Source organism: Streptomyces sp. PSU-S4-23, from assembly GCF_055632315.1.
This window is the reverse complement of the sequence record NZ_JBVMUU010000002.1, coordinates 8,372,581-8,387,352: the sequence shown is the minus strand read 5'-3', so window position 1 is coordinate 8,387,352 and position 14,772 is coordinate 8,372,581. Positions and strand designations below refer to the sequence as shown.

The window sequence follows — 14,772 nt, the reverse complement described above, 5'->3', positions numbered from 1 at the left end:
CCCTCCGTACGGCGTGTCGTCCCTCTGTTGTAGACGACGGCACCCCGGTTATGCAACTAGTTGCATAACCGGGGTGCCGTCGTCCCGCCGGACCGCTACCGCCTGGTGCCGATCAGGACATGGGCCCACAACTCCGTCGAGACGACGAGCCGGACGTCGAGCCCACCGCGGGTGAACGCCTCCACGGCCGCGGGAACCTGGCGTTCGCTCGCCTCCACGAGCAGGCTGCCGCCGGGCGCCAGCCACCGCGGCGCCCCGGCGGCGACCCTGCGCAGCACGTCGAGCCCGTCCGCACCTCCGTCCAGGGCGCGCAGGGGTTCGTGGTCGCGGGCCTCGGCAGGCAGCAGCGCGACCTCGTCCGTGGGGACGTAGGGGACGTTGGCGGCCAGGATGTCGACGCGGCCGCGCAGTCCGTCCGGGAGTGCGGCGAACAGGTCGCCCTCGTGCACCCGGCCGCCGTACGCGGCGACATTGCGGCGCGCGCAGCGCACCGCGGCCGGGTCGATGTCCGCTGCGTGCAGTTCGGGCCCGTCGAGGGCCGCGGCGAGGGCGGCGCCGACCGCGCCCGAGCCGCAGCACAGGTCGACGACGAGCGAGGCGTTCCGCCCGAGGGCGATGGCCTGGTCGACGAGGAACTCGGTGCGGCGGCGGGGCACGAAGACGCCGGGTTCCACGGTGACCCGCAGTCCGTGGAACCCGGCCCAGCCCAGGACGTGTTCGAGGGGCAGGCCCGCGGCGCGCCGGTCGACCATGACGGCCGCCTCGTCGGGTGTGCGGGCGGTGGAGAGGATCAGTTCCGTCTCGTCCTCGGCGAAGACGCAGCCGGCGGAACGGAGCGCGCGGACGACATGGGAGCGCGACAGTGGTGGCATGGAGCCGAGATGCCTTTCGGTTGACCGAAGGGCGCCCTCGCGGTCACCTACCGCCGGTGACCCGCACTGATGCGAGGTGAGAGCACCCGAGCCGACACAGTGGAAATGGGTCTCACCTCCTGGGCCACGACCAGGCCGGGACGGTCCGCGGCTGGGACGGTCACCTTAGCAGGAGCGGCCGGACGCGGGCCGCCGCGGCCGCCGCTCCGGCACCAGGCCGTGTTCCGCGACCAGAGGGCCGGGGGAGCTCCCGTGAAGACGGCCGAGCAGTCCGGCGGGACCGCCGCGACGGGGCGGGACGACGCCGCGGTCGCGCGTGGGCGCGGACCGGACCGAAGGGTTTCACGGGCAAATGGCCGGGAACTTCGCCGAAGAGGACAATGAGCAGAAAAGGCTGCTTCAGGACGGAAGCGGCCCGCACCGTATGCGCAGTCGTCCGCGAGCGGCCGTCCACGGTTCGGGGGGCGAGCGATTCACCGGCCGGGGGGCCGAAGAGCATGTCCGGTCCGGCACGACGGGCATGGCCCGGTCCCGGCGCGGCGCGGTCCCTCCGGGGCGGACGCCCGTCCGCGGGATGGGACGCGGTGGCAAGGAGGTCGAGATGCGAACCCGGATGCGCGGCTGGCGCTGGCGGCGCAATCCGCTGCGCCGCCGGTCGGACGTCGTCGAGGCGTGGACGGCCCTGATCGTCGTCGTTCTGCTGTTCGCCGGGGCACCGCTCGTCGGCACGGCGGTGGGCCGGTGGGCGTACGACACCGCGCGCGCGACGCAGACGGCCCAGCGCGCCGGCCGCCATCCGGTGCCCGCGGTGCCGGCCGAGGACGCCCCGGCCGCGGCGCCCTCGACGGAGGGCGGCAGGCGGCCCCTGTACCCGGTGAAGGTGCGCTGGACCGAGCCGGGCAAGGGCACGCGGACCACGCTCGCCGAGGTTCCGGCGGGCTCACGGCGGGGCGACCGGGTGGAGGTGTGGCTGGACGCCGAGGGGCGCGGCGTCGCCCCGCCGCCGACCGACGCCGCGGTCTGGCAGCACGCCCTGGCGGCCGGTGTGTGGGCCGCGGGCGGTGCGGCCGGGGCCGTCCTCCTGGGCCGCACCGTGATCGGCCGCGTCGCCGAGCGGCACCGCATGGCGGAGTGGGAGGCCGAGTGGGCCCGTACGGGACCGGACTGGGGCCGGCGCACGGCGTGACCGGGAGCAGCGGAAACGAGGTCTGGCGACTCCCACGGGGCCACCGTACGGTGTGATCATCGCACTGCCGACGTCAAAGGTGGTCCTCGATGGCCTTGTTCGACCTGCCGCTCGACGAACTCCGCGAGTACCGCAGCGCCTCAACCGAGCCCGCGGACTTCGACGCGTTCTGGACCACGACGCTGCAGGACACACGCGAACACGACCTGGGCGCCCGCTTCGAGCCCGTGGAGACGGGGCTGAAGACGCTCCGGGTGTACGACGTGACGTTCGCCGGATTCGGCGGCCATCCGGTGAAGGGCTGGCTGAGCGTGCCGGCGTCCGCGGACGGGCCGCTGCCCACGGTCGTGGAGTTCCTCGGTTACGGCGGCGGCCGTGCCCTGCCGCACATGCACCTGCTGTGGGCCTCGGCGGGCTGCGCGCACTTCGTGATGGACACGCGGGGACAGGGCAGCGCCTGGGGCGGGGGCGAGACGCCGGACCCGGTGGGCAGCGCACCGGCCTTCCCCGGGTTCATGACACGAGGGGTCGAGGATCCCGAAACCTACTACTACCGGCGGCTGTTCGCAGACGGGGTGCGGGCCGTGGAGGCGGCCCGCGCGCACCCGCTGACGGACGCGTCCCGCACCGCGGTGGTCGGCGCCAGCCAGGGCGGCGGCCTCACGATCGCGGTCGGCGGTCTCGTCCCGGACCTGGTGGCACTCGCCCCGGACGTGCCGTTCCTGTGCGACTTCCCCCGGGCGACGACGCTCACCGACCGCGACCCGTACCGGGAGATCGGCAACTACCTCAGGACGCACCGCGGCCGCACCGAGCGGGTGATGCGGACGCTGTCGTACTTCGACGGTGTGCACTTCGCCGCGCGCGGCCGGGCGCCCGCCCTGTTCTCGGCGGCGCTGGAGGACCAGACGTGCCCGCCGTCCACGGTCTTCGCCGCGTTCAACGCGTGGGCGCACGAGGACAAGACCATCGAGGTGTACGACTTCAACGACCACGAGGGCGGCGGCCCCTACCAGGAGGCGGTCAAGCTGCGCTGGCTCCCGGCCCGTTTCTGAGCCGCCGTATGGACACGATGGGCACGTCCGAGGCGGCGCACAGGTTCACAGCGGTGTGGCAGCGGGCCTGGGCGGCACACGACGTGGACGCGATCCTCGCCCTGTACGCGGAGGACTGCGTCCACCGGTCGATGCCGTTCCGCACGCCGCACCGGGGGCGGGACGAGCTCGCCGCGTACCTGCGGTGGTCGTTCGCCGGCGAGCGGACGCTGGACGTCCGTTTCTCCGAGCCGATCACCGGCCCGCAGGGGCGGGCGGTCGCGGAGTTCCGGGTGCTGACCGAGGAGGACGGCACCCCCTCGACCCTCGCGGGCTGCGTGTTCGTCCGCTTCGACGCGAAGGGTCTGGCGGTGGAGACACGGGACTACTGGCACACCGTCACCGGCCACCGGGAGCCGGCCGGTCCGCTGTTCTTCACCTGACACGGCTGCCGTTCTCCGGCTGACACGGCTTCCCCCCAGTCCGACCAGTCGGTACGTTCATCACACCCGACCGTCCCGGCCGGGTCTACCCGCGACGGACCACGGAGGACCCATGCCCCAGCACGTGCCCCACGTCGACGGCCGGTGCGACCCGCGTTTCGCGGCGGTGCGCAGGGCGTTCGAGGAGAACATCCGGGAACGGGAGGAGCTGGGCGCGGCGGTCGCCGTCACGCTGAACGGCGAGACGGTGGTGGACCTGTGGGGCGGCTGGGCCGACGCGGCGCGCACACGTCCCTGGGAGCGCGACACCGTGGTCAACGTCTGGTCCACGACCAAGGGCCCGGCGGCCCTGTGCCTGCACATCCTGGCCGACCGCGGCATGGTCGACCTCGACGCGCCGGTGGCCGCGTACTGGCCCGAGTTCGCGGCCGCGGGCAAGGAGTCGGTACCGGTGCGGCATCTGCTGTCGCACCGCGCGGGCCTGTCGGGGCTGCGGGAGCGGCACACGGTGGAACAGCTCTACGACTGGGAGCTGACCGCCGCCCGGCTCGCGGCGCAGGAGCCCTGGTGGGAGCCGGGGACGCGGAGCGGGTACCACGCGCTGACCTACGGTTTCCTGGTGGGCGAGGTGGTCCGGCGGGTCTCGGGGATGCTGCCGGGCGCGTTCCTGCGCGAGGAGGTGACCGGGCCGCTCGGCATCGACTTCACCGTCGGGCTTCCCGAGAAGGAGGCCCACCGGGCGGCCGAGCTGGTGCAGCCGCCGGTGGCCGACCGCGGGGAACGGGTGGCCGCCTTCGCCCGGTTGGCGCCCGCGGCCCAGGCCGCGCTGGCCAATCCCGTCGTCGGTGCCGCCCAGGCCAACAGCCCCGCCTGGCGGGCCGCGGAGCTCCCGGCGCTCAACGGTCACGGCACGGCCCGCGCCGTGGCGGCGCTGTACGGGATCTTCGCCCTGCGGGGGTCGTGGGGCGGGCTCCGGGTGCTGTCCCCCCAGGCCGCCGAGCGGGTCCGCGAGGGACAGGGCGGCTGCCGCGACCTGGTGCTGGGCGACCGGTTCGGGCGGGACACGGAGATCGCGCTCGGGCTGTGGCTCAGCGGCCCCCACGGCTCGTACGGGCCGAACCCGAGGGCTTTCGGACACGACGGCTTCGGCGGCTCCTGCGGGCTCGCGGATCCCGAGGCGGGTGTCTCCCTCGGCTATGTCATGAACCGCATGGGCCCTCATGTCGCGGACGACCCGAGGAAGATGACCCTCGTCGACGCCGTGTACGGCGCGCTGCGGTAAGGCGCCGGGCGGCGTGGACGCGGACGGCACGGACCGGATCCGGCCGAACTCCCGGACCTCCCTTCCCTGCTGGTTTAGACCAATGCTAGATGTGGTCGCGCACCGATTCAGCACGGCTACGTTCTGTCACCAGGAGGCGCGGACATGGCCCGCACCACCCGTCCCGGCCACCCTCTCCCCCGCCCGCGCGACGAGCCGCTGTACTGGCGGATCGCCACCGACCTGCTGGGCGAGTTGCGCGACGGCACCATCCCGCCGGGTGAACGGCTGCCCGGGGAGAGACAGCTCGCCGCGCACTTCCGGGTCAGCCGGGAGACCGTGCGCCAGGCCCTGCAGATCCTGCGCCGCGGCGGTCTGGTCGCCACCGACCGCCGCGGCAGTCACGCGATGCTGCCCGGCCCGACGGCCGAACAGGTCCCCTCGCTGGCCTTTCCCGTGGGGGCGCACGGCACCGAGGCCGGACGGGCCACCGTCACCTGGGAGGCGCCCTCACCCGAGCACGCCCGGGCGCTCGGTCTCGCCCCGCGGCGGCCGACCCTCGTCCACCGCTACACATCGGCCGCGGCGGACGGAAGCGGCGTGCGGACGGCCGTCACCTCGTTCTCCGCGGTCGCCGTCGCCGAGGTGCCGGAGCTGGCCCGCTACCGCGACCGGGCCGACGGGCGGGCCTCGGCCGAACTGCGGCGGGCGTACGACTGGATGCGCACGGCCGGCCTGACCCTGCACCACCGCGACGCGATCACCCCGATGTCCCCGTCCATGCGGGTCACCCGGCGTGTGCACGACCAGTGGAACCGGCCGCTGGAGATCACCGACCTGGTGGTGGAGGCCCAACGGTGCCCGCTGGTCTACGAGTTCACACTGCCCGCCGCCGGATGACCGCCCGGCCGCGGACCTCCTCCCCGCACGACGCGGGGGCCCGGGGTGCAGCGCTCATCGCGGTTCCTCACACACATGGCCGCGCAGGGGCAGCCGAACAGTAGAGCTTGAAAAGCGGACTCACTAGAGGCCGATGAGTTGGAAAAACAAATGGAGTCGTGGACGGAGAGGTGTCCCGGGGGTGCCGAGGTGCCGGCGGCAGGGCCGAGGCGGTCAGGCCGGCCGGGACCGAGGCGCGCCGCTCTCGTGCGTGGCCACGATCAGCCGACAGCGCGGGCTGCCGTCGGGCCGGCGGCCGAGGCCTTCCAGCGCCTGATGCTCCACCGTGAAGCCGGCGCACGTCAGCTCGCGCCGTACGTCAGCGAACCGGAACGTCCGGTAGTACATGACGAACGGAGGCCGCCACAGGGCGTTGCGCACCCGCATCGCGGTGTCGAAGCCGAGCAGCGCCCAGTACCAGGGCGAGGCCGGGCCCGGCGGGGCCCCGATGGGGAACGCGAACCGTCCGCCGGGCCGCAGCACGGAGTGGACCTGGGCGAACAGACCGGGCAGTTCCCCCGGCACGAAGTGCCCGAACGCCCCGAAGCTCACCACGAGGTCGAAGGCGGCGCCGAAGGGCAGGGCGCGCGCGTCGCCGCGCACCCAGTCGACGCGCGGCGGCGCGTCGGCCGGCACCTGCTTCCGCCCCACGGCGAGCATCCCCGCGCTGAAGTCCACCCCGGTGACGCTCTCCCGGCACACCGTGCGCAGCACGTCCGTGCCCGCGCCCGTGCCGCAGCACAGGTCGAGCCCGCGGTCGAAGGGCCCCCTGGCCGCCAGGGCCTCCGCCACGGCGTCCAGGACGGCGTCCGGCGTCCGGAAGGGAGTGAGGTCGAACTTGGGCGCGAGCAGGTCGTAGCCGCGCTCGACCGAGGACAGCGCCTGAACGGCCAGCTCGCGGACGGTGGGACCGTGCGGGGAGAACATCACGGCCAGCCTAGAAGGCTCATGAAGATCTTGGGTGTGGGGCTGTCCGGCCGTGGGCGGGCAGTCCCTGTTCGCTATGGGGTGGCTGGGGCGAGTTGCCAGTGGCCGCGGGTGTGGGTGAGTCCGAGGTTGATCAGTCGGCGGAGGTTGAGGGCGGCTGCTCGGGTGTGGAGCCAGGCGTTGTTGGCGATGGTGCCGCGGTAGCGCAGGCGGCGGTTGCCGTGGTGGACGAGCCAGGCGACGGCGCGTTCGACCGGTGGTCGCCAGCGGCGGTAGTCGGCTTGCCAGTCGGGGTCGGTGGCGGCTTGGTGGCGGGCGGCGGTCTGGAGGTCGTGGTGCGGGCGGATGGTCACCACGCGTCCGGCCTTGGCTTTGGTGCACCGCTCGCGCAGGGGGCAGCCGGTGCACACGTCCTTGAAGGAGGCGGTGCGCTGGTCGTGCCGGCCGCCGGGTGCCGAGAGCGGGACGGTGTGCCCGGCGGGGCAGGTCACCAGGGCTGCGGTGGTGTCGATGGCGAAGTCATCAAGGGTGAAGCCGCCGGGGACGGCGGGCCGTAGCGGGGCGGGTTTGAGGAACAGTCGGTGACCTGCGCCATCGTGTCTGTGGCGGGCGTCGCCGGTGGAGTAGGCGGTGTCGCCGAAGACGTCCAGTGGGCTGTCCTCGTCGGCAAGCAGTTCCAGGCCGACGGCCGCCTCGTGGTGCTCGGGCCCGGCTCCGGGCGTGAGGGCGACGGCGGTGTATAACCCGGTCTCCGGCTCGATCGCGAGGTGGGCTTTGTACCCGTCCTGCTGGTGGGTACGGGTTTTGTGGACGTGCCGGGATTCGGGATCGACGGTGGAGAGCGTCCGGTCGTAGGCGGTGCCGCGGGTGATGCGCCAGCGCCCGTCACGGCCGTCGGAGTCCTTGGCCGGCTCGACATCCTGCCCGGCGACCAGGGCCAGCAGGCCGACCGCGTTCGCCGCCTTCTCGCCCAGCTCCTGCTCGGGCAGATGCCCCAGCAGCCTGAGCGCGTCACCGACCAGGGCATCGACGAGATCAGCGCGGGCCTGCTGATCGTTCCAGGCGATGCGGGGCTTGCCGGGATCGGTGTAGTCGTGGGCGGTGCACTGCACGGCCGTCACCTCGGCCGCGCCGGGAACCTCGCGGATCACCGCGCGGACGGCAGCGATGATCTGGGTGACGGTGTCCTGCGTGGCGACCGCGTCGTCCAGCACGGTCGAGTCCAAAGCCCGCCGGTGCTTGCCCTTGAGCACCCCGGTGGCCTTCACCACCTCCCGCACGGCCTCGAACACGCGGTTCGGGCGCACCGAGCGAGACAGCCGACGGCGGAAGTAGGCCAGCAGCGACGCATCGAACGCCATGTCATGCAGGCCCAGCCCGCACGCGGCCTTCCACCGCAGGTCACACCGCAGTTCCTGAACCGTCTCGAAGTCCGACAGCCCATGCAGGGCCTGCAGCGTGATCGCCGAGGCAAGGATCTGCGGCGGCATGCTCGGCCGCCCGTTCGCCGAGGGGTACATGTCCGCGAACATCTCCGCCGGGAACAGCGCACCACGGTGCTCGGCCAGGAACGCGAACACACTCCCTGCCGGGATCAACTCCCGGCAGGTCTCCCACACATCCGGCCCGACCGTCTCCCCGGCCCATTCCCCCATCACCACAAAACGAGTCTGGCCCCACCGCTCACGCGGCGGGGCCAGAACACCAAGATCTTCATGAGCCTTCTAGGCCCTGTCGTCGCATTCCCGTCGTCCACCCGATGGGCGGGCCGCGCGGGGCGGGCCGCGCGGCGTCGTGCGGGCACCGCGGTCTGGCCCCGGCGCGGCGAGTGGGGATACCCCCGCTCGAAGAGCTGGGGGAGCGTGCATCGCGTCGCACGGCGGACCGGAATGTGACGACAGGGCCCGGTGGCAAGGCGGTGACACCTGGCCGGATGCGGTCGTCGGGCGGCCCGCCCGCACTCGGTCGGGGGATCGGGCCGGCCGTCGGTGCCGTACCGGGTGAGGCCCTCAGCGTGTCGGAGCGGTGATGTCCTGGGTACCGACGACTGTGAGCAGGTCGAGCAGACCGGCGCTGTCGGTGCCGACCTCGGGGGTGAACCAGAGCAGCCGCTGCCGGCCGTCCTCGCTGAACAGGTTGAGGCAGTTGACCTCGATCAGGCCGAGTGCGGGGTGGACGAGGCGCTTGCGGTCGTCCCGCCGGAACGCCACGTCGTGGTCGGCCCACAGCTCGGCGAATTCACGGGAGACGTCGAGCAGCGAACCGATCATCGCATTGGCCTCGGCGTCCTTGGCATCCCTCCGGGCGGCGGCTGCCCGCAGATCTGATCGGTGATGACCTGCGCGGGTGTCGACGTCAGACGACCGAGCAGATCGAGCATGCCGGGGTGTACGTGCGAGGCGGCCGTGCCCGCACCGGGCGGCCCGCGAGGTGGTAGAGGTGGTCACGCTCGATGCGGGCGCGGCTCAGCGAGGTCGCGCTCGCCGACTGGAAGCGGGCGATCGCGGTCAACACCACCGGCCCGCTGCTGGGCATCCAGGCGCTCGCGCCGGTGATGCCCGTCGGCGCGTCGATCGTGAACGTGGGCTCGGTCGCCGGTCTGACGGCCCACCACGCGGCCGCGTACACGACCAGCAAGTGGGCGCTGCGGGGCCTGTCGGAGGTGGCCGCCCTGGAGCTGGGACCGCGGGGGATCCGTACGAACGCGACCCACCCCGGGTACATCGAGACCCCGCTGATGGCGGCCGCGAACCCGGTGTTCGTCCGGGCCCACCTGGCGATGACGCCGCTGGGCCGCGCGGGCGGCGCGGAGGAGGTGGCCCCGCTGGTGGTGTACCTGCTGTCCGACGAGTCGGCGTACGTCAACGGCGCGGAGATCACGGTGGACGGCGGCTACGCGGCGCACGGCGGGGTGCAGGCGATCACGAACGCGCTGGACGGCCGGCAGGTCAGCCTCTGAGCCGGATGCCCGCGAGCCAGATGCCGGGCGTCGACGGGGCGGGCTCCGCCGCGTCGGGCTCCGCCGTATCGGGCTCCGCCACGGGGGACTTCGCCGTGTCGGGCGCGCGGTGCGGACGGGGGTGGAGGCGGACGATGCGGGCGACGGCCTTGCCTGCGCGCCGGGCGAGGGTGCGAGCGGTGGTCATGAGGACTCCGGTGTCATGTCGTCGGGGTGCTGCCGCCCCACCGACGATCGGCCGTCACACCGATCGACACTCCGCGAGCCGGCGCTCCAGGAATCGCCGCTCCGCATCGTTCTCCACCAGCTCCAGCGCACGGTCGTACGCCTCCGCGGCCTCCTCCCGGCGGCCCATGCGGCGCAGCAGGTCGGCACGGGTGGCGGGGAGCAGGTGGTAGCCGGCGAGGCCCCCTTCCCGCTCCAGCTCCGCCACGAGCGCCAGGCCGGCCTCGGGGCCCTCGGCCATGCCCACGGCGACCGCGTGGTTCAGCCGGACGACGGGTGAGGGAAGGTGGCGCCGGAGCTCGCCGTACAGCGCGGCGATGTCGGCCCAGTCGGTCTCCGCGGCCGTGGCCGCCGTCGTGTGGCAGGCCGCGATGGCCGCCTGGATCTGGTAGGGGCCCGGGCGGCCGCGGCGCAGCGCGGTCTCCAGCAGCACGGTTCCCTCGTCGATCGCGGCCCGGTCCCAGGCCGTGCGGTCCTGGTCCTCCAGGGTCACCGCGTCACCGGCCGCGTCGATCCGGGCCGCCCGCCGCGCGTCGTGCAGCAGCAGGAGCGCCAGCAGGCCCAGGACCTCCGGCTCGTCCGGCATCAGCCGGGCGAGGACACGGGCCAGCCGCAGGGCCTCCGCGCACAGGTCCGTGCGCACCAGGTCGGCCCCCGCGGTGGCCGCGTAGCCCTCGTTGAAGAGCAGGTAGATCACCCCGAGCACACCCGCCGTGCGCTCCGGCAGGAGGTGCGCGGGCGGCACCCGGTAGGGGATGCCGGCGTTGCGGATCTTCCGCTTGGCGCGGACGAGGCGCTGCGCCATCGTCGTCTCCGGGACGAGGAACGCCCGCGCGATCTCGGGCGTGGTCAGCCCCGCGAGGGTGCGGAGCGTCAGCGCGACCCTAGCCTCGATGGGCAGCGCCGGATGGCAGCAGGTGAAGATGAGCCGCAGCCGGTCGTCGTGCACCCCGCTGTCGTCGTAGGGCTCCTCGTGGCGCCCGAGCACCGCTGCCTCCCGGAGTTTCTGCGCTCCCACCGCCTCACGGCGCAGCACGTCGAGGGCGCGGTTGCGGGCCGTCGTGGTCAGCCAGGCGCCGGGGCGGCGCGGCACACCGTCGCGCCGCCACCGGTCGAGGGCCTGCGTGAAGGCGTCCTGAGCGCACTCCTCGGCGAGGTCCCAGTCGCCGGTCGTCCTGATCAGGGTGGCGACGACCTGGCCCCACTCCTCCCGGAAGGCGGCGGCGACCGCCTTCTCTACGGCGTCCGTGTCGTTCACTCCCAGACCGGCCGCACCTCGACCGAGCCGCCCCCCAGTGCGGCAGGATGCCGGGAGGCGAGGGCGATGGCCTCGTCGAGGTCGGCGACCTCGATGAAGTCGATGCCCGCGATGTACTCCTTGGTCTCCGCGAACGGGCCGTCGCTGAGCAGCACCTCGTCGCCGTGGACGCGCACGGTGGTGGCGTCGGCGGACGGCCGCAGGCGGGCACCGCCCTTGACGACGTCGCGGCTGCGCACCTCCTCGATGTAGGCGGTGAAGCGCGGGTCGTCGGCGATCTCTTCGGGGCTCAGCTCCTCGCCGCCGACGGGGGTGCAGATGAACAGGGCGTATTTCATGACCGCTCCTTGGTGGTGTCGGCGGTGGGCGGGACCGAGACGTGTTCATGGGCGATCAGCCACCGGAAACCGGCGTCACGGTAGCCCGTGGTCACCCGGACCACGCGGTCCAGCGGCTCACCGCTCACGTGGGTGCCGCGGATCCGGACGAGTGCGTGGCCGAAGGCGGTGCCCTCGCCCGGGTGCAGACGGAACGCGAGAACCTCGCGCCGCACCGGGCCGGTGAGGGCGGCGAACCATGCCTCGACGGTCTTGCGGAGTGCGCCGACTCCCGACCGCCCGGCACCGCTCGTCGGGTGGAACGCCTCGACGTCCAGCGCGTAGCAGGCCATCAGCCGGTCGACGTCCCGCTCACGGGCGGCCTCCGTCAGCTCCGCGTCGAGTTGGCGGACCGCGGCCTCGGCGCCCTCGTCCCCCTCGTCCCAGAAGGGGCGCACCTCCATGGCCCCGATCGTCGCCACGGGATGCCGCGCGGCGACCTCCACGGCCTCTTCCAGGCTGGCGCACTCGAGGACGTCGAACCCGGCGACGTACTCCTTCGTCTCGGCGAACGGCCCGTCGGTGCACAGTACTTCGCCGTCGCGCACGCGCACGGTGACCGCCTCGGCGGGCAGCCGCAGCCGGTGTCCGTACAGACGGACGCCGCGGCGGACGCCGTGCTCCTCGACCCAGGGTTCGACGGGCGCCATGCCGGAGGCGTCGGCGGTGTCGTCGCCGCAGACGAGCAGCATGTATTTCATGGTTCCTCCCGGTCCTCATGAGCTTCCTACACCCCACCGACGAACGGTGCTGCGCCGAATCGACACCCCTGGCCGAGGTTCCTGCCGGAGACGGGCATGCGAAGGTCGCAGCCGCGTTCCTCCCGGCCTTCGGCGCCCCGGGGAATGCACGGCGTCGCCGATGCGTTGACCATTCATCCGGCGGCCGCGTGTCCGCTCATCACCCCCGCCCCCTGCGGCGGGTGCTACAGTGCTGTCAGCACCTGTGTACGCCCCCTGTCGGGCGCCGGTGCCAGTTCTTCCCCAGTTCGCTGATCCTCCCGCCGTTTCCGGCCGGTGCGTCAGCTTCCCGGCAACACCTCGCGAGCAGCGTGTTCCCGCCGTACCCGAGGTGATGCTCCCCGCCGTACCGAGGCGTGACCATGCCGCCTCCCGGCCTCTCCTCCCTTTCCTTCCCCGCGTTCCGCCTCCGAAAGGACCGCCCATGACCACCACCCTCGAACACCCCCCTGTACAGCAGGAACTCCCGCCCCAGCTCGTCACCGGTGTCCTCGACATCGACGGGAGCGGAAAGGGGCACCTGCGGGCCGAGAGCTGCCTGGCCTCGCCCGCCGACCTCCAGGTCCCCCCGGCGCTCGTCCGCCGCCACGGGCTGCGCAAGGGCGACACCCTCGTCGGCGCCCGCGGCGGGCAGCGCTCCCTCGCCGAGGTCGAGCGGATCAACGGGCGCACGCCCGACGAGCTGCGCGGCCGTCCGCACTTCCGGGACCTGACCCCGCTGCATCCGCGTGAGCGGCTGCGGCTCGAACATCGCGCCGCGGGCCTGTCCGGGCGGCTCATCGACCTGGTCGCGCCCGTCGGCAAGGGCCAGCGCGGGCTGATCGTCGCCCCGCCCAAGACCGGCAAGACCGTCCTGCTCCAGCAGATCGCCGCAGCGGTCGCCGGCAACCACCCCGAGTGCCACCTGATGGTGGTGCTGCTCGACGAGCGGCCCGAGGAAGTCACGGACATGCGGCGCTCGGTGCGCGGCGAGGTGTACGCCTCCACGTTCGACCGCACCCCGAAACAGCACATCGCGCTCGCCGACCTGGTCGTCGAGCGGGCCAGGCGGCTCGTCGAGCAGGGGCAGGACGTCGTCGTCCTGCTCGACTCGCTGACCCGGCTGTGCCGGGCGCACAACAACGCGGCCGCCGCCGGCGGCCGCACCCTCAGCGGCGGCGTCGACGCGACCGCCCTGCAGGGCCCGAAGCGGCTGTTCGGCGCCGCGCGCCTGACCGAGGAGGGCGGTTCGCTCACCATCCTCGCCACCGCTCTGGTCGAGACCGGATCGCGCGCCGACGACTTCTTCTTCGAGGAGCTCAAGGGCACCGGCAACATGGAGCTCCGCCTCGACCGCGCGCTGGCCGCACGCCGCGTCTTCCCCGCCGTCGACATCACCCCGTCCGGCACCCGCCGCGAGGAACTCCTGCTGCCGGCGGCGGAGTTGACAGCGGTACGCGGACTGCGCCGCGCCCTGCAGTCGCGCGACGGGCAGGCGAACCTGGAGACCGTGCTGGAACGGATGCGGGCCACGCCCGACAACGCGGCCTTCCTGCGCCACATCCGGCCCACGCTGCCGTCCGGATGACCCGCCGGACCCGGCGTTGTGCGGCATCCGGGTGCACGTCCGCCCCATCGGTCCAAGGAATCCGGGCGTACACGGCCTCCGTTCCTACCGTGATCCATATGACCATCGGATTCCCATCCCGTGCCGCCGTCTCCTGCTGCGCCCTCTGCGCGGTCGGCGCGCTGGCCCTCGCCCCGCAGCCTGCCGCCGCCCGCGCGCGTACCGACCCGGGCGCTCCACGGCCCACGGCCTCCCAGCCGCCGCTCCTGTACGGGCCCGGGACCCATGTGCTGCCGCGCGGGGGTGCACCCGAGGTCCCGGACGTGTCGGCGCTGTCGTGGCTGGTCGCCGACGCCGGCACCGGCGAGGTGCTCGCCGCGCACGACGCGCACCTCCCCCTGCCGCCCGCCAGCACCCTCAAGACGCTCTTCGCGCTCACCGTGCTGCCGAAACTGCCCGGCGGCACCCGGCACACCGTCACGGGAGGGGAGCTGAGGGGTATCGGAGCCGGCAGCAGCCTCGTCGGGGTCAGCGAGGGGCAGACCTACCGGGTGAGCGATCTGTGGAAGGGTGTGTTCCTGCACTCCGGCAACGACGCCGTGCATGTGCTGGCCTCGCTCAACGGCGGCGTGGAGACCACGGTCCGTCAGATGCAGGCCAAGGCCCGGGCGCTGGGCGCCCTCGACACCCATGTCGTCTCGCCGGACGGGTACGACGCTCCGGGCCAGGTGTCGTCGGCGTACGACCTCGCCGTGTTCGGCCGGGCCGGGCTGCGCGATCCGGACTTCGCCCGCTACTGCGCCACCGTCGCGTCGAGCTTCCCCGGCAACAGCGGATCGTACGAGATCGTGAACACCAACCGGCTGCTGACGGGCGCCGACGGCGTGGCGGCCTATCCGGGGCTGCTCGGCATCAAGAACGGCTACACCAGCAACGCGGGCAACACCCTCGTGACCGCGGCGCGCCGCGGCGGGCGCACCCTCCTGGTGACGGTGATGAACCCGC

At 73.4% G+C, this 14,772-nt stretch carries 14 protein-coding genes and 2 pseudogenes; 8 read left to right on the top strand and 8 right to left on the bottom strand.

Features of this window, described 5'->3' with window-relative positions:
• Window positions 1–95 precede the first annotated feature (95 nt).
• The gene (locus ACZ79I_RS37890) at window positions 96–872 is read right to left on the bottom strand and encodes a putative protein N(5)-glutamine methyltransferase (RefSeq protein WP_471504054.1); all 777 of its coding nucleotides are present in this window, start codon (window positions 870–872) and stop codon (window positions 96–98) included.
• A 601-nt stretch (window positions 873–1,473) separates the two neighbouring features.
• Here ACZ79I_RS37890 and ACZ79I_RS37885 point away from each other — a divergent pair.
• From ACZ79I_RS37885 to ACZ79I_RS37865, 5 genes are all read left to right on the top strand, one after another.
• Entirely contained in the window at window positions 1,474–2,058 is a 585-nt protein-coding gene (locus ACZ79I_RS37885; RefSeq protein ID WP_471504052.1) for an Rv1733c family protein, read from the top strand.
• Window positions 2,059–2,147: 89 nt separating this feature from the next.
• A complete protein-coding gene (locus tag ACZ79I_RS37880) occupies window positions 2,148–3,113 on the top strand; it encodes an acetylxylan esterase (protein WP_471504050.1) in 966 nt (321 codons plus the stop codon).
• A gap of 17 nt (window positions 3,114–3,130) precedes the next feature.
• Complete coding sequence (locus ACZ79I_RS37875; protein ID WP_471504048.1) at window positions 3,131–3,535, top strand: nuclear transport factor 2 family protein; 405 nt, start codon at window positions 3,131–3,133, stop codon at window positions 3,533–3,535.
• Window positions 3,536–3,647: 112 nt separating this feature from the next.
• The gene (locus ACZ79I_RS37870; RefSeq protein WP_471504046.1) at window positions 3,648–4,817 is read left to right on the top strand and encodes a serine hydrolase domain-containing protein; all 1,170 of its coding nucleotides are present in this window, start codon (window positions 3,648–3,650) and stop codon (window positions 4,815–4,817) included.
• A 144-nt stretch (window positions 4,818–4,961) separates the two neighbouring features.
• Entirely contained in the window at window positions 4,962–5,696 is a 735-nt protein-coding gene (locus tag ACZ79I_RS37865) for a GntR family transcriptional regulator (protein WP_471504044.1), read from the top strand.
• A 213-nt stretch (window positions 5,697–5,909) separates the two neighbouring features.
• Here the strand turns inward: ACZ79I_RS37865 and ACZ79I_RS37860 are convergent, their stop codons facing one another.
• The 3 genes from ACZ79I_RS37860 to ACZ79I_RS37850 all read right to left on the bottom strand — a co-directional run bounded on the left by ACZ79I_RS37860 (window position 5,910) and on the right by ACZ79I_RS37850 (window position 9,109).
• Entirely contained in the window at window positions 5,910–6,662 is a 753-nt protein-coding gene (locus tag ACZ79I_RS37860) for a class I SAM-dependent methyltransferase (protein WP_471504042.1), read from the bottom strand.
• Window positions 6,663–6,736: 74 nt separating this feature from the next.
• Complete coding sequence (locus ACZ79I_RS37855; RefSeq protein ID WP_471504790.1) at window positions 6,737–8,317, bottom strand: IS1182 family transposase; 1,581 nt, start codon at window positions 8,315–8,317, stop codon at window positions 6,737–6,739.
• 354 nt (window positions 8,318–8,671) lie between these two features.
• Window positions 8,672–9,109, bottom strand: a complete 438-nt coding sequence (locus ACZ79I_RS37850; protein WP_471504040.1) for an MmyB family transcriptional regulator — start codon at window positions 9,107–9,109, stop codon at window positions 8,672–8,674.
• A 5-nt stretch (window positions 9,110–9,114) separates the two neighbouring features.
• Between ACZ79I_RS37850 and ACZ79I_RS37845 the strand changes: the two are divergent.
• Window positions 9,115–9,621: pseudogene (locus ACZ79I_RS37845) on the top strand (SDR family NAD(P)-dependent oxidoreductase); the annotation flags it as partial.
• Here the strand turns inward: ACZ79I_RS37845 and ACZ79I_RS37840 are convergent.
• From ACZ79I_RS37840 to ACZ79I_RS37825, 4 genes are read right to left on the bottom strand one after another with little or no spacing between them, the layout of a single operon-like run.
• Window positions 9,611–9,808 (bottom strand): hypothetical protein, encoded by a 198-nt coding sequence (locus ACZ79I_RS37840; protein ID WP_471504038.1) that lies wholly within the window; start codon window positions 9,806–9,808, stop codon window positions 9,611–9,613. The pseudogene ACZ79I_RS37845 and the gene ACZ79I_RS37840 sit on opposite strands and share 11 nt — an antisense overlap.
• A 54-nt stretch (window positions 9,809–9,862) precedes the next feature.
• Window positions 9,863–11,104 (bottom strand): RNA polymerase sigma factor, encoded by a 1,242-nt coding sequence (locus ACZ79I_RS37835; protein ID WP_471504036.1) that lies wholly within the window; start codon window positions 11,102–11,104, stop codon window positions 9,863–9,865.
• A complete protein-coding gene (locus ACZ79I_RS37830) occupies window positions 11,101–11,442 on the bottom strand; it encodes a YciI family protein (RefSeq protein WP_471504034.1) in 342 nt (113 codons plus the stop codon). Before ACZ79I_RS37830 ends, ACZ79I_RS37835 begins: the two co-directional genes overlap by 4 nt.
• Window positions 11,439–12,182, bottom strand: coding sequence for a nuclear transport factor 2 family protein (locus ACZ79I_RS37825; RefSeq protein ID WP_471504032.1), 744 nt, complete (start codon window positions 12,180–12,182; stop codon window positions 11,439–11,441). Before ACZ79I_RS37825 ends, ACZ79I_RS37830 begins: the two co-directional genes overlap by 4 nt.
• A gap of 373 nt (window positions 12,183–12,555) precedes the next feature.
• On the opposite strand from ACZ79I_RS37825, the gene rho reads away from it, so the two are divergent.
• Complete coding sequence (gene rho, locus ACZ79I_RS37820) at window positions 12,556–13,788, top strand: transcription termination factor Rho (protein ID WP_471504030.1); 1,233 nt, start codon at window positions 12,556–12,558, stop codon at window positions 13,786–13,788.
• Window positions 13,785–14,759: pseudogene (locus tag ACZ79I_RS37815) on the top strand (D-alanyl-D-alanine carboxypeptidase family protein); the annotation flags it as partial. The gene rho and the pseudogene ACZ79I_RS37815, both read left to right, overlap by 4 nt.
• Window positions 14,760–14,772: the final 13 nt, after the last annotated feature.